The sequence below is a fragment of the Onishia taeanensis genome (assembly GCF_013349955.1).
In the GTDB taxonomy this organism is placed as follows: domain Bacteria; phylum Pseudomonadota; class Gammaproteobacteria; order Pseudomonadales; family Halomonadaceae; genus Onishia; species Onishia taeanensis_B.
Genome location: NZ_JABVXC010000003.1, coordinates 170212 through 192720, shown reverse-complemented (window position 1 = coordinate 192720; position 22509 = coordinate 170212). Strand labels below are relative to the sequence as shown.

The window sequence follows — 22509 nt, the reverse complement described above, 5'->3', positions numbered from 1 at the left end:
GTTGGCAAGGCCAGTTGCAACGGCCGTCAGCCAGCGGCCGGCACTCACGCTGCCCGCCCCCAGGCACAGGAGGCTAGTATGTTGACACTCGGACAGGACGATATCCTGCTCGACCGCAAGGCCGATGACTGGCGCGCGGCTCTCGATCAGGCGTCTTCGGCGCTGGTTGAGGCCGGCCTGGTGGCGCCGGACTATCGCGATGGCCTGCATGCCCGCGAGGCGCAGTCATCCACTTTTCTCGGCAATGCCATCGCCATTCCCCATGGCACACCCGAGAGCCGTACCCACGTCAAGCGTACCGGCGTGCGGGTGCTTCAATTCCCTGAGGGCATCGACTGGCACGACGGCAATCGGGTGCATGTGCTGGTGACCATCGCGGCCCAGAATGACGAGCACCTGGATATCCTGCGCCAGTTGACCCATGTGCTGGACCGTGAGGGCGTGGCCGAGCGGTTGGCCGCCGCCGGCTCCCGCGCCGAGGTGGCCGGGCTATTGTCGAAGGCCGTCGTGGAAGCGCGCCTCGATGACGATACCCTCTGTCTCAACTTCCCCGCTCGGGACCGGCTCGAGCTGGCCCTGGCCGCTGCCGCTCGGCTACGGCAGGCGGGCTGTGTAGGCAATGACTTCGTTGCCGATATCGCCTCTCAGTCACCGCTGTCGCTGGGACAGGGACTCTGGTTTGCGACCAGCACGAAAGAGGTGAAGGTCCCGGCACTATCGCTGGCCACTCCTGAGGCCGTCATCGGCCAGGGCGATAGCGCGGTTAGCGGCGTCTTCTGTCTGGCTGCCCAGGGCGATGCCCATCGCAGCCTGCTGGAACGGCTAACGGCCCTGCTCGAGCGCGGTGAGGGCCATGATCTGCATCAGCTGTCTGCCGACAACGTGCTGGCACGCCTGTCCGGCGAGTCGGCCAGCGCCCAGACCGCGCGTGCTCGAGTGCTCAACGCCCACGGCCTGCATGCGCGTCCGGCCAAGCAGCTGATTCAGGTGGCGCGTCGCCAGAGCGTCGCGGTCCGGGTGCGCCTGGCCGATGGCAGCGGCGAGGCCGTGTCCGCGGCCAGCCTGACCAAGGTCATTGGTCTCGGTGCCCGGCGTGGCCAGCAGTTGGTGTTCTCGGCCGAAGGCGAGGGCGCCAGCCAGGCCCTGGACGCCATGTGTGAGGCCATGCAGGACGGCCTGGGGGAAGTGGTGCAGCCCTTCGAAGAAGGTCGTGAGCACGTGGCCAGCACGCCTCCCGAGGGTACCAAACCGCCGGAGCCACTGCCGGCCGATACGCCCTATCAGGCGGTTGCCGCCTCCCCAGGCATGGCCATCGCGCCGCTGTTCGTGATGCGCACGCCGCGCTTCGAGTACCCCGAGCGGGCCGGCGATGCCGGTGAGCAGAAGCGCCGTCTGGACGCGGCCATTCATGAAGGCGCCGAGCAACTCGAGGCGCTGGTGCAAAGCGCTCAGGGTGGCGAGGTCGCTGAGATCCTGTCGATGCACGAGGAAATGCTCGACGACCCGGAGCTGCATCAGGCCGCCCGCGAAGGCATTCAGGAAGGCTATTCTGCCGAGGCGGCCTGGTGGACCGCTATCGAGACGGCGGCCAGGGCCCAGGAAATGCTCGCCGATCGCCTGCTTGCCGAACGTGCCGCCGACCTGCGGGACGTGGGGCGGCGAGTGCTGGGGATCCTGTGCGACATCAGTCTGCCCACTCCGCCGGATCATCCCTACATTCTGGTCATGGACGATGTCGGTCCCTCCGACGTGGCTCGTCTCGACACCAGTCGAGTCCGCGGCCTGCTGACTGCCAGAGGCGGTGCGACGGCCCACAGCGCTATCCTCGCCCGTGCGCTGGGTATTCCTGCCGTCGTGGGAGCCGGCGAGCGAGTGCTGACGCTTGAAGACGGCATCGAGATGATCCTCGATGGCGAGCGTGGGCGCATCACGCCTGCGCCGTCCACCGAGCGTCGCCAGCGTGCCGAACTGAGTCTCAAGGAGCATGAGCGCTTGGAGCGCGAGGCCTGGGCGGCACGCTTCGAAGAGGGCCGTACCCGCGACGGGCATCGCGTCGAGGTCGCCGCCAACCTGGGCAATACCGCTCACACCGAGGATGCCGTCGAGCGTGGCGCCGAGGGCGTGGGGCTACTGCGCACCGAGTTCATCTTCATGGCGCATTCCGAGGCGCCTGATCTCAAGACCCAGATCGGCGAATACCAGCAGGCCATGGATGCCCTCGATGGTCGTCCCTTGGTCGCTCGTACCCTGGATGTGGGCGGTGACAAGCCGCTGCCCTACTGGCCGGTCCCCCAGGAAGATAATCCTTTCCTCGGCCTGCGCGGGATTCGGCTGGCCCTGACCCAGCCCGAGGTGCTCGAGACTCAACTGCGCGCTCTGCTGATGGCGGCTGCGGGTGGCGACAAGACATCGGGCCGGCCGCTACGCATCATGCTGCCGATGGTCAAAGATATCGCCGAGTTCCGGGCCGCCAAGGCGATTTACGATCGCCTGCTCGAGGAGATCCCGGCCGAGGAGCGCGCCACCGACGTGCAGCTTGGCGTGATGATCGAGGTGCCGTCCTGTGCGCTGCTGGCGCCGACGCTTGCCGCCGAGGTCGACTTCTTCTCGGTAGGCACCAACGATCTGACCCAGTATACCCTGGCCATCGACCGCGGCCACCCGGCGCTGTCCGCTCAGTCCGATGGCTTGCACCCGGCGGTGCTGCGCCTGATCCAGATGACCGTCGACGCCGCCCATGCCCAAGGCAAGTGGGTCGGGGTATGCGGCGAGCTGGCTTCTGACGCCCAGGCGGTGCCGGTGCTGGTGGGCCTCGGTGTCGATGAGCTGTCGGTCAGTGCCCGCCAGGTGCCGATGGTCAAGGCGCGGCTGCGCGACTTCGATCTCGCCGAAGCCCAGGCCCAGGCCGCGTTGGCCCTGGGCCAGGCGACCAGCGATGACGTCAGAAACGCGCTGGAGGTGCGCTGATGGCCAAGGTACTGACGATCAGTCTCAATCCGGCGCTGGATCTGGCGATTGGTCTGCCGACGCTGACACTTGGCGAGGTCAACCGGACCGATGCGACGCAACTGAGCGCCGCCGGCAAGGGCGTCAACGTCGCCCGGGTGCTGGCGACACTGGGGCATGAGGTCGTGGTCTCCGGTTTTCTGGGGGCAGACAACGATGGTCCCTTCCGGCGCGCCTTCAAGGACATGGGCGTCGAGGATGTCTTCCACCGCGTGCCCGGCGAGACGCGCATCAACGCCAAGCTCGCCGAGCACAGCGGCCGCGTCACCGACGTCAACGGCCCTGGCCTGGTCATCGATGCGGCCACTTTCAAAGCCTTTCTGGATGATCTGGAGGCGCTGGCCGCCGACCCCAGCCGACGTCCTGACGCCGTGGTGATCGCCGGCAGCCTGCCCAGGGGTATCGACGCCGACGACCAGGCCGCGCTGATCTCGCGTCTCAAGGCGCATGGTCTGTCAGTGTGGGTCGACACCAGCGGCCCTGCGCTGACCCGCGCCATCGAGGCGACTCCCACTGCGGTCAAGCCCAATGAGCTGGAACTGGCCGAGTGGGCCGGCGAGGCCCTTGACAGCGATGCTCGCCGGCTGGCGGCGGGGCTTCGCCTGCATCAGGCCGGCATCCAGGAGGCGCTGATCTCCGCTGGTGCCGATGGCGTGCTGTGGGTCAGCCAGCGCGGTGCCTGGCATGCCACGCCGCCGAAAATGACGGTCGCCAGTACCGTGGGTGCCGGTGACACCTTGCTCGCCGGAATGTTGCACGGCGTCCTCGAGGGCCATGCCCCCGACGCGGCGCTGCGCTTTGCCACGGCCCTGTCCGCCGAAGCCGTACGCCATGTCGGCGTGGGCAATCCTCACGCCGATGACTTCCCTCACCTCCAACAACAGACCCGCGTACGTCGCCTGAACGACGTGGACGCAGGGGGAGCGCTTGCATGAATGTGATCCTGATTACTGCCTGCCCCAGTGGCATGGCCACCACCTTCCTCGCCGCGCGGCGCCTCGAGCAGGCGGCCAGTCAGCTGGGCTGGTCCACCACGGTGGAAATGCACGGTGAACTGGCGCCGGTGGAACCGGCTTCTGCCGAGTCGATTGCCGCCGCCGATCTGGTGGTAGTGGCCGCCGATACGGTGCCGAGTCCCCAGCGCTTTGCCGGGAAGTCGCTTTATCAGGCATCAATCGCCGAGGCCCTGCCGGATCCGTCCGGTTTCCTCGAGCGGGCTCAGGCCCAGGCAGCCGCCTATACGCCGCCCGCCGACGATGCCAAGGACGGTGCCAAGCCGGTGGCAACCGCTGCGGCCGGTGCCCAGCGCATCGTCGCGGTAACCGCCTGTCCGACCGGTGTGGCGCATACCTTCATGGCCGCCGAGGCCTTGAGTGAAGCCGGCCGGGCGCTGGGTCACGAGATCCGCGTTGAGACCCAGGGCTCGGTAGGCGCCCAGGATAAGCTGACCGAGGAAGAGATCGCCGCCGCCGATGTGGTGCTGTTGGCTTGCGATATCGAGGTCGACCCGACCCGTTTCGCCGGTAAGCGCATCTATCGCACCTCTACCGGCAATGCCCTGAAGAAGCCACGCCAGGCCATCGAGGCGGCTTTGGCGGAGGCCGATGTGGAAACGGCCGGCGGCGCTGCCAGTGGCGGCGAGGCCAAGAAGAGCGTCAAGGACAAGGGGGTCTACAAGCACCTGCTGACCGGGGTGTCCTTCATGCTGCCGATGGTGGTCGCCGGGGGCCTTTTGATCGCCCTGTCATTCGTGTTCGGCATCGAGGCCTTCAAGGAAGAGGGCACCTTCGCCGCGGCACTGATGCAGATTGGCGGCGGGACCGCCTTCGCGTTGATGGTGCCGGTGCTGGCTGGCTATATCGCCTATTCGATCGCCGACCGGCCGGGCATCGCACCGGGCATGATCGGCGGCATGCTGGCCTCGAACCTCGGCGCCGGCTTTATCGGCGGCATCCTCGCCGGCTTTCTTGCCGGTTACGTCGCCAAGGCGGTTGCCGACTACGTCAAGCTGCCGTCGAGCATCGAGTCGCTCAAGCCGATTCTGATCATTCCATTGGTGGCGAGCCTGGTCACCGGTCTGACCATGATCTATGTGGTGGGTGAGCCGGTTGCCGCCGTGCTCTCCACGCTGACCAACTTCCTCGAGAACATGGGCTCGGCCAACGCTGTACTGCTGGGCATTCTGCTTGGGGCCATGATGTGCTTCGACATGGGCGGGCCGGTCAACAAGGCGGCCTACACCTTCGGCGTGGGCCTGTTGGCCTCCGAGACCTATGCGCCAATGGCCGCCGTCATGGCCGCAGGCATGGTGCCGGCGATCGGCATGGGTATTGCCAGCTTCGTTGCCAAGTCGAAGTTCTCCGAGCCCGAGCGGGAAGCCGGCAAGGCGTCCTTCGTGCTGGGCCTGTGCTTCATCAGTGAAGGGGCGATTCCGTTTGCCGCCAAGGATCCGTTGCGCGTGATTCCTGCCTGCATGGTCGGCGGGGCGATCACCGGTGCCATCTCGATGCTGGTGGGTGCCAAGCTGATGGCACCGCACGGCGGCATCTTCGTGCTGCTGATTCCCAACGCCATCACGCCGGTATTCCTGTACCTTGCCGCCATCGTCGTTGGCTCGCTGGTCACCGGCCTTGGCTATGCGCTGATCAAGCGCGGCAGCCAGGAAGTCTCGGTGGCTGCCAACGCCTGACCGCCGGCGGTTGATCCGTCGCTAAAAAAGCCCCGGTATCCTCGTGGATATCGGGGCTTTTGCATGGGTGGATGAAGGTGGCCAGATAATAGAGCCGAGTGGATTCGAATGATCCGCTGGAGAGGCGACCCGGCGCCGCCAGCGGGAGAAGAAAGTGAGCGAAGCAAGTGAAAGAAAAGAGCTAGGGAAGCCAATTAGAGAATCGAGTTAACAAGACGAGCCTATGAGGCTTGTCTTTCAGGCTCTCCCTCACGTTGGCGCTGCGAGTCCTTGATCCTGAACACGGCGGCGTCGGAAGGCGCCAGTAGCTGTCGCTCGAGAATGTGATCGGCGGCTTTCTCGGCGATCATGATGGTGGGAGCATTGATATTACCGTTGGTCACGGTAGGCATGATCGAGGAGTCGACCACCCGCAGCCGTTCGATGCCACGGACGCGGCACTCGGGGTCGACCACCGCCATGTCGTCAGTGCCCATGCGACAGCTGCCGCAGGGGTGGTAGGCGGTTTCGGCGCTATTGGCGATCCATTCGTCGACCTCTTGGTCGCTGATGACATCCTTCCCGGGCGATAGCTCATCGCCGCGATAGGCATCGAAGGCCGGTTGGGCGAAGATCTCTCGGGTCAGGCGCAGGCCGTCGCGATAGGCCTGCTTGTCTTCTTCTTCGTGCAGATAGTTGAAGAAGATCTTGGGTGGCGCGGCGGGGTCGGAGGAGGCGAGTTTTACCCAGCCGCGACTCTTGGGCTTGTTGGCGCCCAGGTGCACCTGAAAGCCGTGCCCCTCGGCGGCGCTGGAGCCATCGTAGGCGATGGCGCCGGCCAGGAAGTGATACTGCAGGTCGGGCCACTCAAGACCCGGGCGGCTGCGGATATAGCCGTTGGACTCGAAGTGGTTGGTGGCGCCCAGGCCTGACTTGAACGCCAGCCAGCGCAGGCCTATCAGCGCCTGGCCGAAGGGGTTGAGCCAGCCGTTGAGGGTGATCTTCTGCTTGCAGCTTTGCTGGACCCAGACCTCGAGGTGATCGTGCAGGTTCTGGCCCACGCCAGGCAGGTCGTGGATGACCTCGATGCCATGCTCCTCGAGGTGCTCGGCAGGACCGATGCCGGAGAGCATCAAGAGCTTCGGTGAGTTGAAGGCGCTGGCAGAGAGGATGACTTCACGACGGGCCTGGACCCGATAGGTCTTGCCGCTTTGGGTGTATTCAACCCCGACGGCCCGCTTGCCCTCGAACAGTATCCGGGTGGTCAGGGCGTGCATTTCCAACTGCAGGTTGTCGCGGTTGAGGGCAGGTTTCAGGTAGGCATTGGCGGTCGAGCAACGCACGCCGTCACGCACCGTCATGTCCATGCGGCAGAACCCTTCCTGGCGGAAGCCGTTATAGTCCTGAGTCTCGCCGTAGCCTGCCTGGCGGCCTGCCTCGATGAAGGCCTTGTACAGCGGGTTCTGCATGTTATTACCGTTGCATACGCCAAGCAGGCCGCTGCTGGAGCGGTAGTCATCATCGCCATACAGGCAGCCTTCGGCACGCTTGAAGTAGGGCAGCACGTCGGCATAGTTCCAGCCGTCGGCGCCAAGTTCGGCCCATTCCTCGTAATCGCCGGCACAGCCGCGTACGTAGGCCATGCCGTTGATCGAGGATGAACCGCCGATCACCTTGCCTCGCGCCTGATGAAGGCTGCGTCCGTTGAGACCAGGCTCCGGCTCGGTGTGCAGCCCCCAATCGAAGCGCGGCTTGTTCAGCGGGATCGAAAAGGCGGTCGGCATCTGGATGAAGATGGAGTTGTCCTTGCCACCAAATTCCAGGATTAGCACCTCCAGGTCGCTTTCCGCGCTGAGCCGGTTGGCCAGCACCGAACCCGCTGAGCCGGCGCCGACGATCACGTAGTCAACGCTTCGGTCGAAGGATTGTTCACTCATTTCATCGCTCCTTGGGCCTGAGGCCGTTAGTGGCGTGATCCTTGGTGTCGAAATCGGTGGTGTCGAGCCTCTTGATGGCGTGACGGTCAGCGTCCTGCAGAGGCCGGGTCGTCGGGCATCTCGGTGTGGGTGCCGGGTTGCTCGCGCTGGATATGCAGGAACAGCAGGTGGCGCTCGTACTGATCGAGAATGTCGGCGATCAACTGCTCCTTGGTGTAGCCATAGATGTCATAGCCCTGACCTCCTTCGATGATGTGCACCTCGAGCCGATAGTAGCGGGTGCCGGCGTGGGTGTCGCGAATCGAGAAGGCCGGCATGGCGCACTGGCGGGGCCAGACCTGATAGGTAAAGTCCTGTTCGCCGCCCAGTCCTACATTCAGCGCCAGGTGCTCATCCGCCTTCTCACCCTCGACGAGCTCCACGGGATAGCCTTGCTCGCCCAAGACGCTGCAGATCTCTTCCATCGCCGGTTTGACGACCTCACCGAGGAAATGACTCACCTGCTCACGCTTGGGGAAGCTCACGGCGCGGGACAGCCGCTGTCGCCAGTGGCGATTCGCGCTCTCGCCGGTCAAGGTGCGCCCCGAAAGGTGGCCCGCCATGCTGCGCTGCAGGCTGTCTTCCTTTAGGCCCTCCACTTTCAATGCCTTGTATAGCCCCAGCATCATCAGGAAGAGCACGAAGGCGAAGGGCAGGCCCGTGATGACCACCGCGCTTTGAAGCGCTCCCAGGCCACCGGCCATCAGCAGCGCCAGCGTCAGCACGCCGATGATCGCGGCCCACAGCACCCTCATCCAGGCCGGGGCATCATTATTGGGGTCGCGCAGAATCGAGGTCAGGTTGGAAAGTACCAGCGAGCCCGAGTCGCCCGAGGTCACGAAGAAGACGATCGCCAGCAGGGTCACGACCACCGTGGTCAGGCCGACCCATGGCAGGTTCTGAAGGAACAGATAGATCGCCGAACCGGGGTTATTCATGGCCTGTTCACCGAAATCGGCCACCCCGGTACCGTTCATCACCATGTCGATGGCGCTGTTACCCATGATCGACATCCACGCCATCATGAACACCAGCGGCAAGATGAGGGTCCCGGCCACGAACTGACGGATGGTGCGTCCACGCGAGATACGCGCAAGGAACAGTCCAACGAAGGGGCCCCAGGCTATCCACCAGGCCCAGAAGAATACCGTCCAGCCGTTCAGCCAGTCGGTGGGTGGGTCGAAGGCATAGGTGTTCATCGACAGGGAAATGAAGTGGGTCAGGTAATCGCCTACGTTCATCACCAGAGCATTGAGCAGGAACACGGTCTTGCCGGTGAACAGCACGAACAGCATCAGCAAAAGGGCCAGCAGCATGTTGAACTCGGAGAGCCGGCGGATGCCCTTGTCGACCCCGGTCACTGCGGAAATCGCGGAAAAGATCACGATCAGCACGGCCAGCACAGCCTGGGTGGTGGTGTTCTCCGGTAGGCCGAACATATAGCTCAGACCGAAGTTGAGCTGGATGATGCCGATGCCGAGACTGGTGGCAATGCCAAACAGGGTGCCCAGGACGGCGGCGATATCCACACTATGGCCGATGGTGCCATGGATACGTTTGCCAAAGATCGGATACAGCGCGCTGCGAATGGTCAGCGGCAGGCCATGGCGGTAGCTGAAGAAGGCCAGCGACATGCCCACCAGGGTGTAGACGCCCCAGCCGGACAGTCCCCAGTGCAGGAAGGTCAGTTCCATGGCACGCCGCGCCGCCGCCACCGTGGCGGGATCCCCCTCGGGTGGCGCCAGGAATTGGGTCACTGGCTCGGCGATGCAGAAGAAGATCAGGTCGATGCCGATCCCGGCGGAAAACAGCATGGCCGCCCAGGTCACGACGTTGAAATCCGGCGTGGAGTGCGCCGGGCCGAGTCGCAGCTTGCCCAAGCGAGAGGTGGCGATAGCGATCACGAATGCCAGGTAAGCCACCACGGCGACGAAGTAGAACCAGCCAAAGGTATTCGAGATCCAGCCCAGCACGGCATTGATCGCCGCGCTAGCGGAGTCGGTGAAGAACATCGTCCACAGCGCAAAGGCTACGATACCGATGGCCGAGCCATAGAAGACGGTTGGGTTGATGCGGTCCTTGTGAGGCTCAGTCTGCAAGTTATCCGGTGCGTTTGCCATGCTCAACTCCTAGTTGAAGAGGGAACGCCTTTCAACAGCGGCGGCAGTGCAGCGTGAGTAACGATTCAGCACCGGTTCAGCACCGGTTAAAACGCTTTGCTGCGCTAGATGTGGCGGCAAGGGTGGCTGAAGAACGCCCCACGGGCGTGCCACAGACAGCGATGCCCCTCGTAGCAAGGGGTGCTGCCTGCGATACATCCAGCTGTTATGAGGTATAGATGCTTGCGAGCCATCGGCTACAAACGCTGTGACGCTGGCGTTTCAACGTTAGTCCCAGGCGTTTTTCATCGCCAGTCGCGTCATCGTTATGTTTTCCCTGATGGTGCTACTGGGCCCGTTGGCATGGCTTTCAATCTTTCAGGACATCGCCGCCCCCGGGGAGACTGGAAAAACACTGGGCACCGTCGATGGGGGTGGTGCTGGGCTTTGCGTTCGGGGTGGCCGGGCTGCTGGTAATTGGCTGGCGCCACTCTCGCGCGTTAACGACATTTTTTACGGACATTTTACGGCCCGCCATGGTTATATCAGCCTGTCATTGTTCAAGAGGTGGAAAACGGTATGTCCATGACGGCGAGGGTGGCCGTATCGGTATGCCAGTGGGGCAGGAGCTGGGCACCGGTGTTCAAGGTCATGTCGGTGCTGTGGCTGGTGCTGGCCGCCTTTATGGCGGTGCCCTGGGGTGTGCTGCTGCTCGAGCAGGATCCCGACGCCGAGGCCTTTGCGCTGTCCATCGGCATCGTGCTTGGTATGGTGGCGGCGGCGGGGCTGGCGACGCGGCACACTCGGGTGGCACTCAAGACCTGGCAGATGTTCGTGGTGACCACCCTGAGCTGGGCGTCGATCAGCGGCCTGGCCAGCCTACCGCTGGTGCTCGGGGCCCCGCAGCTGAGCTTTACCAATGCGGTCTTCGAGTCGGTCTCGGCCATCACCACCACCGGTTCGACGGTGCTGGTAGGCATCGAGGGGCTCTCCGATGGCCTCAAGCTATGGCGCGGTATCATGCAGTGGCTCGGCGGCATCGGTATCATCGTGATGGGCATCGCCATCCTGCCGTTCCTCAAGGTCGGCGGCATGCGGCTGTTTCATACTGAGTCTTCCGACTGGTCGGAGAAGGTCATGCCGCGCACCGGCGGCATCGCCAAGGCGACGCTTGGCATCTACTGCGGCTTTACTCTGCTGGCCATACTCAGCTACTGGTTGGGGGGCATGTTGCCGCTGGATGCGGTGGTGCATGCCATGTCGTCGATGTCCACCGGCGGCTTCGCCAACTCCGACGCTTCCTTCGGCGCCTATGCCGACCAGCCGCAGCTGCTGTGGCTTGGAAGCTTTTTCATGCTCTGCGGTGCTCTGCCGTTCGTGCTCTACATCCGCGCCTTGCGCGGCATGCCTCTGGCGATGTGGCGTGATCAGCAGGTGCGAGGCTTGCTGGGCTTTCTGACCGCCGTCATCCTGCTGCTGACCGCCTGGCGCGTGTGGCTTGGGACACCGTTTTTCGAATCCCTGACCCAGGTGGCCTTCAACGTGATCTCGGTGGTCACTACCACCGGTTATGCTGCGGATGACTATACCCAGTGGGGGCCGCTTGCTGTGGTGGCCTTCTTCTACCTGACCTTCGTCGGTGGCTGCAGCGGCTCGACCAGTGGCGGGCTGAAGATCTTTCGCTTTCAGGTGGCAAGCGTGATGCTGCGCAACCAGCTGCGCTTCTTGATCCATGCCAGCGGCGTCTTTGGTTCCCGCTACAATGGGCAGGTGCTGACCGATGACATCACCCGCGGCGTCGTGGCCTTCTCGTTTTTCTTCTTCCTGACCATTGCTGGACTGGCACTGGGGCTTTCCTTGCTGGGACTGGATCTGGTGACGGCGCTCTCTGGGGCGGCGACGGCGGTGGCCAATGTGGGTCCGGGGCTTGGCGACATCATTGGCCCATCGGGTAACTTCGCGCCCTTGCCGGATACCGCCAAATGGCTGCTGTGTCTCGGCATGTTGATGGGGCGCCTGGAGATCCTCACCGTCCTGGTGCTGCTGACCCCCCTGTTCTGGCGTGGCTGAGCGGCTAAGCCCGGTAGAAAAATAGGGCGGCAAACCGGGCGTAATACGTGGCAGATGCGTTCTCGCCCGTGGTAATGCCGGGCTTTCGGGTATACCTTTTGCATCGTTAAGGGCATAGGGCCTTACCGGGCCCGAGCTCATGTCGGCATACCCTACCCGGGCAGCCGCGTATCAGGAGATCACCCATGTCTACCGAACCCGTCACCCTGATGGTGGCGCGCCGCGTGGCTCGCGGCCGTTACCGTGACTTCACCGCCTGGCTCGACGAGGGCCGCGAACTGGCCTGCGATTACCCAGGCTACTTGGGCTCCGGAGTGCTGGCGCCTCCCCATGGCGACGAGGAGTATCAGATCATTTTCCGCTTCGCGGATGCCGGGACCATGCGCGCCTGGGAGCACTCGGCATCGCGCCGCGCCTGGCTGGGTCGCGGCGAGGGCCTCTTTGAGGCGCCCCAGGAATATCGCGCCACGGGAATCGACCGCTGGTTCCAGGATGCCCAGGGCAATACCCCGCCGCGCTGGAAACAGGCGGTGGCGATCTGGCTGGCCTTCTTCCCGGTGTCGCTGATGTTTCAGGTCTTGTTTGGGCAACTGTTGGCCGGTCTGCCGCTGTTGCCCAGGGTGCTGGTCAGTACCCTGGCGCTGACCCCGGTGATGGTGTTCCTCTTCATCCCGCTGTCCACGCGCCTGCTGGCCCCCTGGCTGCACGGTGAGATGACCGTTTTGGGGCGCCTGGAGCGATTTCTGCACCAGCGCCGTGCATGAATAGCGTTGGGATGGCAGCGCCATGCTGGGCGAGTTTCCGCGTTGTGAGCCTGGCCAGGCGCGGCATACACTCAAAGTATCCATGCCCGACGAGTGTATGCCATGTCCGAATTGTCTACTGATGCCGTCGAGGCGCGTCCTCGGTCCGCCGATGAGGAACCTCTGCGGGTTGCCTTCAGCGAGGCCGATGATCCGGGTGCCGCCGCCAACGAGCTGGCGGCGACGCTTCGTCACCCGCAGCTGGGCTGCGTGCTGTTCTTTTGCAGCGCCGAATATGATCTCGGTGCGCTAGGGCAGGCTCTGGGCGAGGCTTTTGGCGCGGTGGCCGTGGTCGGCTGTACCACCGCCGGTGAGATCACACCGCTGGGCTACGGGCGCGGCTGCATCGTGGCGATCGGCTTCGATCAGCGCCATTTTTCGGTATCGCAGGCGCTGATCAGCGATCTCGAAGGCTTCGATTTGATCGGCGCCCAGCGCTTGACGGCTCATTTGCTGGATGACTGCCGGCGCCAGGCCTTGGCGCCGGTCGGCGGTCACAGCTTTGCGCTGACGCTGCTTGATGGGCTGTCCAGTAGCGAGGAACAGGTATTGGCGAGCCTGGATGCGGCGCTTGGCAGCATCCCGAGCTTTGGCGGCTCGGCCGGGGACGACAATCGCCTGGCCCATACCTACGTTTTCTACCAAGGGCATTTCCACAGCCAGGCGGCGGTGGTGGTCATGATCAACACTCGGCTGCCCTTCGAGGTCTTCACTACCCACCATCTTCGGCCACGAGGCGAGAAGCTCGTGGTGACCCGCGCCGATCATGAGTGCCGACAGGTCATGGAGCTCAATGCTGCGCCGGCCGCCGAGGAATACGCGCGACTGGTCGGGTGTTCGGTCGAGGCCCTCGACGAGCAGGTGTTCGCCCGCGTGCCCTTGGCGGTACGGATCGGTGATGCCCACTACGTGCGCTCGATCCAGCGGGTCAACGCCGACGGCAGTCTGACCTTCTACTGTGCGGTGGAACACGGCATCGTGCTCACCGCCATGCAGCCGGCGCCGATTCTCGAGGACCTGGATGCGGTGTTTGCCGCCTTGCAGGAGCACCTTGGCGAGCCGCAGCTGATTATCGGCTGCGACTGCTTCCTGCGGCGTCTCGAGATCGAGATGCTCGGCCAGACCGCCTTGGCCTCGCAGCGGCTGCGTGAACAGCGGGTGATTGGCTTCAATACCTACGGGGAGCAGCACCATGGCATGCACGTCAACCAGACCTTCACTGGGGTTGTCATTGGGCGGCCCGGAGCAGGACGAGGCGCCTGAGGCCGCCACGCCGCGAGAGCGGGAACTCGCCGAGGAGAATGCGCGCCTGCGCAAGGTCTGTGGCGCCCTGATCGAGCGGGTGGAGTCCAGCGGGGCCGCCGGTGGCGCGCCCTATGCCGCCTTCGAGCATGCGGTGCTGCTGGCCGAGCAGGTGCGTGAACGCACCGAAACCCTGCACCGCACGCTCGATGAGCTGGGCCAGGTCAACCGCCAGCTGCGCGACGAGATCGCGGTGCGGGTCGAGGCCGAGCAACGCCTGCGCGAGTCCAAGCGTGAGGCGGAGGCGGCGAATCTCTCCAAGACCAAGTTCCTCGCAGCGGTCAGCCATGACCTCATGCAGCCGCTGAATGCCGCCCGCTTGTTCACCAGTGCCCTCGGCGAGCAGGCGGTGCCAGAGGCCTCGCGTCGGCTGGTGGGCAATATCGGCCGTTCGCTGCAGGACGTCGAGGCCCTGTTGGGTACCCTGGTCGACATCTCACGCTTGGATGCCGGGGTGCTGAAGCCGGATGTCGCCGCCTTTCGCGCCGCCGACCTGCTCGATGTGATGGCCGAGGAGTATCGTCAGATCGCCGCTTCACGGGGATTGACGCTGCATTACGTCGGTACCAGCGCGGTCATCGAGTCGGACCTGGCGCTGCTGGCACGGGTGGTGCGCAACTTCCTGACCAATGCGATTCGCTACACCCGCCAGGGGCATCTGTTGTTGGGCTGCCGGCGCCGCCCGGAAGGCTTGGAGATCCTGGTGGGCGATACCGGGGCCGGTATCGACGAGTCACAGCGCGAGGCGATCTTCGTCGAATTTCAGCGTGCCGAGAGTGGCCACGATGCCCAGGATCGCGGGCTGGGCCTGGGGTTGGCAATCGTCGACCGGATCGCCTCCATGCTGGATCATCCGCTGCGACTGGCTTCTCAGCCGGGGCGCGGCTCAGTCTTTTCGGTGCGGGTCCCCTATGGGCGGCTACCTGCGGTACCGAGGAGCGCCACGACCGCGGCGGCGTCCTCGCAGAGCGACGTCCTGTCGGGCATGCGGGTCTGGGTCATCGACAATGACCCCGGCATCTGCGAGGGGATGGCGGCGCTGCTGGAAGGCTGGGGATGCCGGGTAAGGACCGCGACCTCCTTGGCTGCCCTGGAGGGCGACCTGGGTACTCAGGCGGCCAGCGAGACCGCAGACGTGCTGCTGATCGACTATCACCTGGATGCGTCGAACCCCGATGGACTGGCGGTGGCCGCGCATCTGCGGCGTCGCCAGCCCGGCCTGCCCGTGGTGATGATCACCGCCAATCACGATGCGGCGATCAAGAGCTTGGCCCGTCAGCTAGGCTACGGTTGTCTGCTCAAACCCCTGAAACCGCTGCGACTGCGTATGCAGCTGGTCGGCTTGTTGGGCGATGGTTCAGCGTGAGAGCTCGTGCCGCTCGGTCAGCAGGGCGTCGAGGTCGGCCGAGCCGGCGGCGAGGATCGCCTGGACCCGCCCCGTTACACCGAGCTTGCGCAGAATCGCCGAGACATGGGTCTTCACCGTGGTCTCGGCGATATCCAGTTCACGGGCGATCACCTTGTTGGAGGCACCGTGAGTCAGGCGGATCAGCACCTCGAGCTGCTTGATGGTGAGCTCGGAGAGGCGACGCCTGACGTCCTCGTCTATGGGCGTTTGCCGCTGAACCTCGGCCGGGGGGCGACGCATGATGTCCGGCGGCAGATAAAGCTGGCCCTCCAGAATGCGTGTCAGGGCGGCAAGCAGGTCTCGGCGCGGCGTCGATTTGGTGATGTAGCCCACCGCGCCTAGGTCCAGGGCATCGAGGATGGTTCGTCGGTCCTGGTCGGCAGAGAGAATCGCCACTGGCAAGTCGGGGCGCCGCTCGCGTATTTGCTTGAGACCCGATAGCCCTTCGGCATCGGGTAAACCGAGATCCAGTAGCACCAAGTCGACTTCCTCGTGCTCCTCTGCTTTTAGCAGGGCGCCTTCCAGGCTATCGGCCTCCAGCAGCAAGCTGTCGGGTAGTCCGGAGGCGATCACCGCGCCGATGGCCTCGCGAAACAGCGGATGGTCATCGGCGACCATCAGGGTGTACATGGGCAATATCTCCTGGCATCTCTCGCCTCCTACCGAAGGAGGAGGGCGTCTCCTGCCATCAGAGTATGTCGCAGAAGGTCCCGCTGACCAACACTGGTGAGTGGGCCGCTACAACGACATCACTCCCGCGGCCGATATAAAAGGAGATTCGACATGGAAGCAACGATGAGAGCCGCTGTGGTACGCCAGTTTGGCGAACCGCTGACCATCGAAGAGGCCCAGACGCCTCGACCCAAACGGGGAGAAATCCTGGTCAAGGTGGCGGCATCGGGTGTCTGCCATACCGATCTGCACGCCGCTCATGGTGACTGGCCGGTCAAGCCTGAGCCCCCCTTCATTCCCGGACATGAAGGCGTGGGCCATATCGTCGCGGTGGGCGAGGGCGTCACGCATGTCAAGGAAGGGGACCGTGTCGGGGTGCCCTGGTTGTACTCCGCCTGCGGCTGTTGCGAGCACTGCCTGGGCGGCTGGGAAACGCTATGCGAGTCGCAGCAGAACACCGGTTACTCCGTGAACGGTGGTTTCGCCGACTACACCTTGGCGGATGCCGGCTATGTCGGACGCCTGCCCGATAACGTCGGCTTTATCGAGATCGCCCCGGTGCTGTGCGCCGGTGTCACGGTCTACAAGGGACTGAAGATGACCGACACGCGCCCCGGCCAGTGGGTAGTGATCTCCGGGATCGGCGGTCTGGGGCATATGGCCGTGCAGTATGCCAAGGCCATGGGGCTCAATGTGGCGGCCGTGGATATCGATGACGGCAAGCTGGCCTTGGCGCAGCGGCTGGGCGCCACGGTGACGGTCAATGCGTTGCAAACCGACCCGGCCGCTTTCCTCAAGCGCGAGATTGGCGGCGCCCATGGGGCGCTGGTGACGGCGGTGTCGCCCAAGGCCTTCGGTCAGGCTCAGGGCATGCTGCGGCGCGGCGGCACCCTGGTGTTGAATGGGTTGCCGCCAGGAGATTTCCCGCTGCCCATCTTCGATACCGTACTCAATGGCATCACCATTCGGGGCTCCATCGTCGGCAGCCGTTTGGATCTTCAAGAGTCGCTGGACTTCGCCGGTGACGGCAAGGTCAAGGCGACAGTGAGCACCGACAAACTGGAGAACATCAACGATGTCTTTCAGCGCATGATCGAGGGCCAGATAGAAGGGAGGGTGGTACTCGACATGACGACCTGAGCAACCACCTGTTTAACGGCGGCAAGGCGCGATGCGAATCGCGCCTTTCTTATGAGGACTAGGAAGAGTGTTACTGGCGTTATTGGCCGCAGTATCTCTCCTCCTACCGAAGGAGGAGGGCGTCTCCTGCCATGGAAGTATGTCGCGCCCGGCATAACTGGCCAACACTGAGAGTACGGTATTCACGATCCGTCCATAACGATGATTCGTCCATAACGATAATAGTCAGTTCAGGAGTCACGCCATGATCTATGCCAACCCCGGAAGCACCGGCGCACTGGTATCCTTTACCGAGCGCTACGGCAACTTCATCGACGGTCAGTTCGTTGCCCCCATCCAGGGGCAGTATTTCGATAACGTCAGCCCGGTGAATGGCGAGGTGTTCTGCCAGATCCCGCGCTCCACCGCCGAGGACATCGATCTGGCGCTGGATGCGGCCCACCGCGCGGCCCCGGCCTGGGGGCGCACGTCGGCAGCCGAGCGCGGCAACATTCTTCTCAAGATCGCCGACCGCATCGAGCAGAATATAGAAGCTCTGGCCGTAGCCGAGACCTGGGATAATGGCAAGGCGGTGCGCGAGACCCTCAATGCCGACTTGCCGCTGGCGGTGGACCACTTCCGCTATTTTGCTGGCTGCATCCGCGCCCAGGAAGGTAGTGCCACGGATATCGACAACAATACCGTTTCCTATCACTTCCACGAGCCGCTGGGGGTGGTGGGGCAGATCATTCCCTGGAACTTCCCGGTTCTGATGGCCACCTGGAAGTTGGCTCCGGCGCTGGCCGCCGGCAACTGCGTGGTCTTGAAGCCGGCCGAGCAGACGCCGGCCTCGATCCTCAAGGTGATGGAGCTGATCCACGATCTGCTGCCGCCGGGAGTGATCAACATCGTCAACGGCTACGGCGCCGAGGCCGGCCAGGCGCTGGCCGAAAGCAAGCGTATCGCCAAGATCGCCTTCACCGGCTCCACGCCCATCGGCTCGCATATCCTCAAGTGCGCCGCCGAGAACATCATTCCCTCCACCGTGGAACTCGGCGGCAAGTCGCCGAACATCTACTTCGCCGACATCATGAACGCCGAGCCTGAATTCATCGACAAGGCGGTGGAAGGGCTGGTGCTGGCCTTCTTCAATCAGGGCGAGGTCTGCACCTGCCCGTCACGGGCGCTGATTCAGGAGAGCATGTACGACGACTTCATGGCGAAGGTCATGGAGCGCACCCTATCGATCAAGCGCGGTAACCCGCTGGACACCGAGGTTCAGGTGGGCGCTCAAGCCTCCAAGGAGCAGTTCGACAAGATCCTCTCCTACATGGAGGTGGCCCGCGAAGAAGGCGCCGAATTCCTGACCGGCGGCCATGTGGAACATGTCGAGGCGGCATTCGACAAGGGCTTCTATATTCAGCCGACCCTGCTCAAGGGTCATAACAAGATGCGGGTCTTCCAGGAGGAGATCTTCGGTCCGGTGGTAGCAGTGACCACCTTCAAGGACGAAGAAGAGGCGCTGGCAATCGCCAACGACACCGAGTTCGGCCTCGGCGCCGGGGTCTGGAGTCGCGACATGAACGTGGCCTTCCGCATGGGCCGCGGCATCCAGGCCGGTCGAGTGTGGACCAACTGCTATCACCAGTACCCGGCCCATGCCGCCTTCGGTGGCTACAAGAAATCCGGCGTTGGTCGTGAGACCCACAAGATGGCGCTCGAGCACTATCAGCAGACCAAGAACCTGCTGGTCAGCTACGACATCAACCCGCTGGGCTTCTTCTAAGACCTTGAATGGGTCCCGGCAGTTGTGGACGCCGGGACCGGTTCTGACACCTATCGCTAACCATGAAAAACGGCGACTCCGTAGAGTCGCCGTTTGGCGTTCCGGGGCACGAGTTTCATGACTCAGACCCCCGGAGGATATACCGTGCCTGCCTCGTTATCTCAATTGGCGCTGGGCATGCTGTCCATGTCGCCGATCGAGCCCGGCATGGCCGGCACAGCACCGGCTTCTCCGGCCGTGCTCAGGAACTGCAGATGGCGCTCGTACTCGGCGAGCACGTCATGCACGACCTGATTGCGGGTGCAGCCGTTGAGATCCTGTCCCAGGGCTCCTTCGGCCAGGTAGACGTCCAGGCGCAGGTAGTAGTCGTCGTCCACCTGCAGGAAGCTCGGTGTGCGCAGGCGCTGCGAGCGTACCTCGTAGACGAAGCTTGGCGCCTCTTCCAGATCGACCTGCAGGGTCACGCGCGGCAGCGGTTCGCCATCGACTTGAGTCTCGCTGACATAAGCGTTCTGGCCACGGCTCTTGAGCTCCTCGGCGAGCTGAGTCAGCGCCGGACGAATGGCATGCTCGATGGTCGCTGCGGTACCGGCCCGGTTCGAGGTGTCCAGTGCCCGGTCGAGGCGTTCGCGCCAGTCGCCCTGCACGGCGCCACTGCCAACCTGCTGGCGAGCATCGGCTTTACGAGTCTCCAGGCGCAGGGCGCGGGTCAGGCCGGCCATGATGGCGAAGATCACCAGTGAGAAGGGCAGGGCGGTGATCACCACGGCACTCTGCAGCGCATCGAGACCGCCGGCCATCAGCAGGGCGATGGTGATCAAGCCGATGACCGCGGACCAGAAGATACGCAGACGGATCGGCGCATCATGGTTTACGTCTGACAGGATGGTAGTGAAGTTCGCCAGTACCAAGGCGCCGGAGTCGGCGGACGTGACGAAGAACACCACGCCCAGCACGGTGACTACCGAGGCGGTGATACCGATGTACGGATACTGCTCAAGGAACGTATAGATCGTGGTCTGCGGGCTGTTCAGCGCTTGCTGCCCGAGTTCCACCAGCCCCTGGTTGGCGACCATCTCGATACCGCTATTCCCGAAGATCGACATCCAGGCCATCATGAAGCCGAGCGGGATCAGCAGAGCACCAGTGACGAATTCACGGATGGTGCGGCCACGCGAGATACGCGCCAGGAACAGGCCGACGAACGGCGTCCAGGCGATCCACCAGCCCCAGAAGAAGATCGTCCACCAGCCCATCCACTGCTGGGCATCGTCGCCAGCGAAGGCGTAGGTGTCGAAGCTCTTGGCCAGGAAGCCACTCAGGTAGTCACCGGCATTCATCACCAGCGCATCGAGCAGGTGCAGGGTTTGGCCCTGGAAGAGTACGAACAGCAATAGCGCAGCGGCCAGCAGCATGTTGAACTCGGACAGGCGACGGATGCCCTTCTCGACGCCGGTGACCACGGAGATGGTGGCCAGGATCACCACCAGCACGATCAAAATGATCTGGGTGGTCAGGCTCTCCGGCACGTCGAACAGAAAGGTCAGGCCGTAGTTGAGCTGGATGACGCCGATGCCGAGGCTGGTGGCGATACCGAATACCGTGGAAATCACGGCGGTGATGTCCACTGCGTTGCCGATCGGCCCATTGATGCGATTGCCAAGCAGCGGGTAGAGCGCGCTACGGATGGCCAGCGGCAGGCGGTGGCGATAGCTAAAGTAGGCCAGTGCCATGCCCATCAGTACGTACATGCCCCAGCCGGTCAGGCCCCAGTGGAAGAAAGTCTGGGGCACGGCGGCGCGCATTGCCGCGGCACTCTCGGGGGCCATGTCGGGCGGGGTCAGGTAGTGCGACAGCGGCTCGGCCACGCAGAAGAACAGCAAGTCGATGCCGATGCCTGCGGCGAACAGCATGGATGCCCAGGAGACCAGCGAAAATTCCGGGCGCGAGTGGTCAGGGCCCAGGCGAATCGAGCCGGCCCGTGAAAACCCGATCACTACCACGAAGACCAGATAGGCCACGGCGGCCAGCATGTAATACCAGCCGAAGGTATCGTTGATCCATGCTAGGCCCGCATTGAAGATGGCTCCTGCCTTCTCGGTGAAGGTCATGGTGAAAATCAGGAACAGCAGGATGCCGGCTGCTGAACCCATGAAGACGACGGGGTTGAGGCGATCTCGTCGTTCGGTGGCTTTCATGTCTTGCGCCATAGTGGGCAGACTCCCTTGTGTCGTTGAAGAAGGTGCTTCATTTATTTTGATTGAACGACCAATCAATAAAATAACGATAAACATGACGCATCGCACACCGCTTATCAGGCGGGCGCGTTCTATGCTGTTTTCGCCATGGAAGTGATGCCATGCCATGACGGCTTTTTATTGATTGACCGTTCAAATAAAATACAGGCTTCTGAATTAACCTTCAACCATTGACCGCGATTGGCTTGGCAAATGTCATCAGAACCTTACGCGGTGCTCGTGTGGTGCTTGCCTGATAAGAGCAAGGCACCATGCGGCCAGGCGCAACGGTGTCGTCGTGAGTGAGGTGTGTGCAGTGCTGCGAGATAGGGTGGGGGCGTAGGCTGAAAAGCAAGGGGCGCTGGGCCAGGCTCGGCAAGGGGCGTTTCAACAACGCGGCCCGGTCCTGAGGTGGGTTCTGAGGTGAGTTGGCCAGATGTGCGATGCCCGGCAAGGGGCCGGGCATCATTACCGGAGAGCAAGTATCGAACGTGGCGGCACAGGACTGGTTCCCAGCTGTCGATGGCTAGCGAGCATCAACCCTGGCTGTTGGGCTCGGCGGATGGCTTGGGTTGACCCTGAAAGCTGCCTTTGTGTTCTCCATGCCGCTCATCGTGATGTTCACTCCCCCTGCGCCCATGAGGGCCAGGCGAGTGCGTGTCGTGCTTTGGCATCATGAATACGAATAGAGCGTGACGCTGTGCTTCGTTGAGCACCTTGGCGAGTGCTGCCTGATGCTCCTGGCGCAGGGCCTCGACGGCGGTGCGCTTCTCTTCAGGGCTGTCGAACGTTGTATCCTGCAGGGCACGCCTTTTGTCCATAAGGGCCTGGTGTGCGTCATTCAGCTTAGTGCGGTCTTCATCGCTTAGTGACCAGCTGTCGAACAGTGCATCGAGCCTTTCTTGCTGACGCGCCTGGCGCTCAACGTGGTGCGCTGCGCCTTGATGCCGCTCACGGGCGGCCGCCAGGCTGGCGCGCTGCTCCTCGGTGAGAATGTCGGCGATGGCGGTGCGTTCTTGCTCGCGCAGCGCCTGATGTTCTTCCCGGAAAGTTTGGCGGGTTTCCTGCAGGGCATTGCGCTGCTCATCGGTCAGGTCGAGCGCTGCCATCATTGTCAGGTGCGGTCCCTGATGCGGGCCCATCCCTTGGGGCGCATGCGACGGCATGCCGGCCATGGCCGTCAGCGGCAGGGCAAGGCTTGAGATCAGGCTGCAGGCGATCAGCTGGCGTTTGAAACGATTCATGTGACACTCCTGTCTTGATGCTTGGCGCTCCGGGCCGACGATCGACCGCGGACAGGAAGAGTATCCGCCGGCATTGTGGCGCCATTGTGCAGCGATCAAGGCGAAAATCAGCATGATGG

General features: G+C 63.5%; 14 protein-coding genes. 9 read left to right on the top strand and 5 right to left on the bottom strand.

All coding sequences use genetic code 11. The annotated features are described in order from the left end of the window. Positions 1-78: 78 nt before the first annotated feature. The 3 genes from ptsP to HUS66_RS05575 are packed head-to-tail and all read left to right on the top strand — an operon-like array spanning position 79 to position 5695. Positions 79-2967 (top strand): phosphoenolpyruvate--protein phosphotransferase, encoded by a 2889-nt coding sequence (gene ptsP / locus HUS66_RS05585; protein ID WP_175069964.1) that lies wholly within the window; start codon positions 79-81, stop codon positions 2965-2967. Next, positions 2967-3941, top strand: coding sequence for a 1-phosphofructokinase (gene pfkB, locus HUS66_RS05580; protein WP_175069963.1), 975 nt, complete (start codon positions 2967-2969; stop codon positions 3939-3941). The genes ptsP and pfkB overlap by 1 nt, the downstream gene beginning before the upstream one ends. Next, positions 3938-5695 carry a PTS fructose-like transporter subunit IIB gene (locus HUS66_RS05575; protein ID WP_175069962.1) on the top strand — a complete coding sequence of 586 codons (1758 nt, stop codon included), beginning with the start codon at positions 3938-3940 and terminating at the stop codon, positions 5693-5695. Before pfkB ends, HUS66_RS05575 begins: the two co-directional genes overlap by 4 nt. A 221-nt stretch (positions 5696-5916) precedes the next feature. On the opposite strand, the gene betA is transcribed toward HUS66_RS05575, so the two are convergent. Next, a complete protein-coding gene (betA, locus tag HUS66_RS05570) occupies positions 5917-7611 on the bottom strand; it encodes a choline dehydrogenase (RefSeq protein ID WP_175069961.1) in 1695 nt (564 codons plus the stop codon). A gap of 86 nt (positions 7612-7697) precedes the next feature. Then, positions 7698-9770 carry a choline BCCT transporter BetT gene (gene betT, locus HUS66_RS05565; RefSeq protein ID WP_175069960.1) on the bottom strand — a complete coding sequence of 691 codons (2073 nt, stop codon included), beginning with the start codon at positions 9768-9770 and terminating at the stop codon, positions 7698-7700. 564 nt (positions 9771-10334) lie between these two features. Between betT (HUS66_RS05565) and trkI the strand changes: the two genes are divergently transcribed. From trkI to HUS66_RS05545, 4 genes are all read left to right on the top strand, one after another. Next, the gene (gene trkI, locus HUS66_RS05560; protein WP_425340071.1) at positions 10335-11819 is read left to right on the top strand and encodes a Trk system potassium transporter TrkI; all 1485 of its coding nucleotides are present in this window, start codon (positions 10335-10337) and stop codon (positions 11817-11819) included. 185 nt (positions 11820-12004) lie between these two features. After that, positions 12005-12583: an antibiotic biosynthesis monooxygenase gene (locus tag HUS66_RS05555; RefSeq protein WP_175069958.1), complete on the top strand. Its 579-nt coding sequence runs from the start codon at positions 12005-12007 to the stop codon at positions 12581-12583. Between the two features lie 102 nt (positions 12584-12685). Beyond that, positions 12686-13885 (top strand): nitric oxide-sensing protein NosP, encoded by a 1200-nt coding sequence (nosP, locus tag HUS66_RS05550; protein ID WP_175069957.1) that lies wholly within the window; start codon positions 12686-12688, stop codon positions 13883-13885. Beyond that, entirely contained in the window at positions 13815-15290 is a 1476-nt protein-coding gene (locus HUS66_RS05545) for a hybrid sensor histidine kinase/response regulator (protein ID WP_175069956.1), read from the top strand. Before nosP ends, HUS66_RS05545 begins: the two co-directional genes overlap by 71 nt. Here the strand turns inward: HUS66_RS05545 and HUS66_RS05540 are convergent. Continuing rightward, positions 15282-15962: a response regulator gene (locus HUS66_RS05540; RefSeq protein WP_175069955.1), complete on the bottom strand. Its 681-nt coding sequence runs from the start codon at positions 15960-15962 to the stop codon at positions 15282-15284. The genes HUS66_RS05545 and HUS66_RS05540 overlap by 9 nt on opposite strands. A gap of 153 nt (positions 15963-16115) precedes the next feature. On the opposite strand from HUS66_RS05540, the gene adhP reads away from it, so the two are divergent. Both adhP and exaC read left to right on the top strand, forming a co-directional pair. Then, complete coding sequence (gene adhP, locus HUS66_RS05535; RefSeq protein ID WP_175069954.1) at positions 16116-17144, top strand: alcohol dehydrogenase AdhP; 1029 nt, start codon at positions 16116-16118, stop codon at positions 17142-17144. Positions 17145-17388: 244 nt separating this feature from the next. Further along, positions 17389-18909 carry an acetaldehyde dehydrogenase ExaC gene (gene exaC, locus HUS66_RS05530; RefSeq protein ID WP_175069953.1) on the top strand — a complete coding sequence of 507 codons (1521 nt, stop codon included), beginning with the start codon at positions 17389-17391 and terminating at the stop codon, positions 18907-18909. 161 nt (positions 18910-19070) lie between these two features. Here exaC and betT (HUS66_RS05525) read toward each other — a convergent pair whose 3' ends face one another. Continuing rightward, positions 19071-21107, bottom strand: a complete 2037-nt coding sequence (gene betT / locus HUS66_RS05525; RefSeq protein WP_175069952.1) for a choline BCCT transporter BetT — start codon at positions 21105-21107, stop codon at positions 19071-19073. Between the two features lie 575 nt (positions 21108-21682). Then, entirely contained in the window at positions 21683-22390 is a 708-nt protein-coding gene (locus HUS66_RS05520) for a Spy/CpxP family protein refolding chaperone (RefSeq protein WP_175069951.1), read from the bottom strand. Positions 22391-22509 lie beyond the last annotated feature (119 nt).

What these genes read in the sequence shown, in the direction of transcription:
- ptsP (WP_175069964.1), top strand. Translation starts at nt 79, where the DNA reads ATGTTGACACTCGGACAGGACGATATCCTGCTCGACCGCAAGGCCGAT.
- pfkB (WP_175069963.1), top strand. Translation starts at nt 2,967, where the DNA reads ATGGCCAAGGTACTGACGATCAGTCTCAATCCGGCGCTGGATCTGGCG.
- HUS66_RS05575 (WP_175069962.1), top strand. Translation starts at nt 3,938, where the DNA reads ATGAATGTGATCCTGATTACTGCCTGCCCCAGTGGCATGGCCACCACC.
- betA (WP_175069961.1), bottom strand. Translation starts at nt 7,611, where the DNA reads ATGAGTGAACAATCCTTCGACCGAAGCGTTGACTACGTGATCGTCGGC.
- betT (WP_175069960.1), bottom strand. Translation starts at nt 9,770, where the DNA reads ATGGCAAACGCACCGGATAACTTGCAGACTGAGCCTCACAAGGACCGC.
- trkI (WP_425340071.1), top strand. Translation starts at nt 10,335, where the DNA reads ATGACGGCGAGGGTGGCCGTATCGGTATGCCAGTGGGGCAGGAGCTGG.
- HUS66_RS05555 (WP_175069958.1), top strand. Translation starts at nt 12,005, where the DNA reads ATGTCTACCGAACCCGTCACCCTGATGGTGGCGCGCCGCGTGGCTCGC.
- nosP (WP_175069957.1), top strand. Translation starts at nt 12,686, where the DNA reads ATGTCCGAATTGTCTACTGATGCCGTCGAGGCGCGTCCTCGGTCCGCC.
- HUS66_RS05545 (WP_175069956.1), top strand. Translation starts at nt 13,815, where the DNA reads ATGGCATGCACGTCAACCAGACCTTCACTGGGGTTGTCATTGGGCGGC.
- HUS66_RS05540 (WP_175069955.1), bottom strand. Translation starts at nt 15,962, where the DNA reads ATGTACACCCTGATGGTCGCCGATGACCATCCGCTGTTTCGCGAGGCC.
- adhP (WP_175069954.1), top strand. Translation starts at nt 16,116, where the DNA reads ATGGAAGCAACGATGAGAGCCGCTGTGGTACGCCAGTTTGGCGAACCG.
- exaC (WP_175069953.1), top strand. Translation starts at nt 17,389, where the DNA reads ATGATCTATGCCAACCCCGGAAGCACCGGCGCACTGGTATCCTTTACC.
- betT (WP_175069952.1), bottom strand. Translation starts at nt 21,107, where the DNA reads ATGAAAGCCACCGAACGACGAGATCGCCTCAACCCCGTCGTCTTCATG.
- HUS66_RS05520 (WP_175069951.1), bottom strand. Translation starts at nt 22,390, where the DNA reads ATGAATCGTTTCAAACGCCAGCTGATCGCCTGCAGCCTGATCTCAAGC.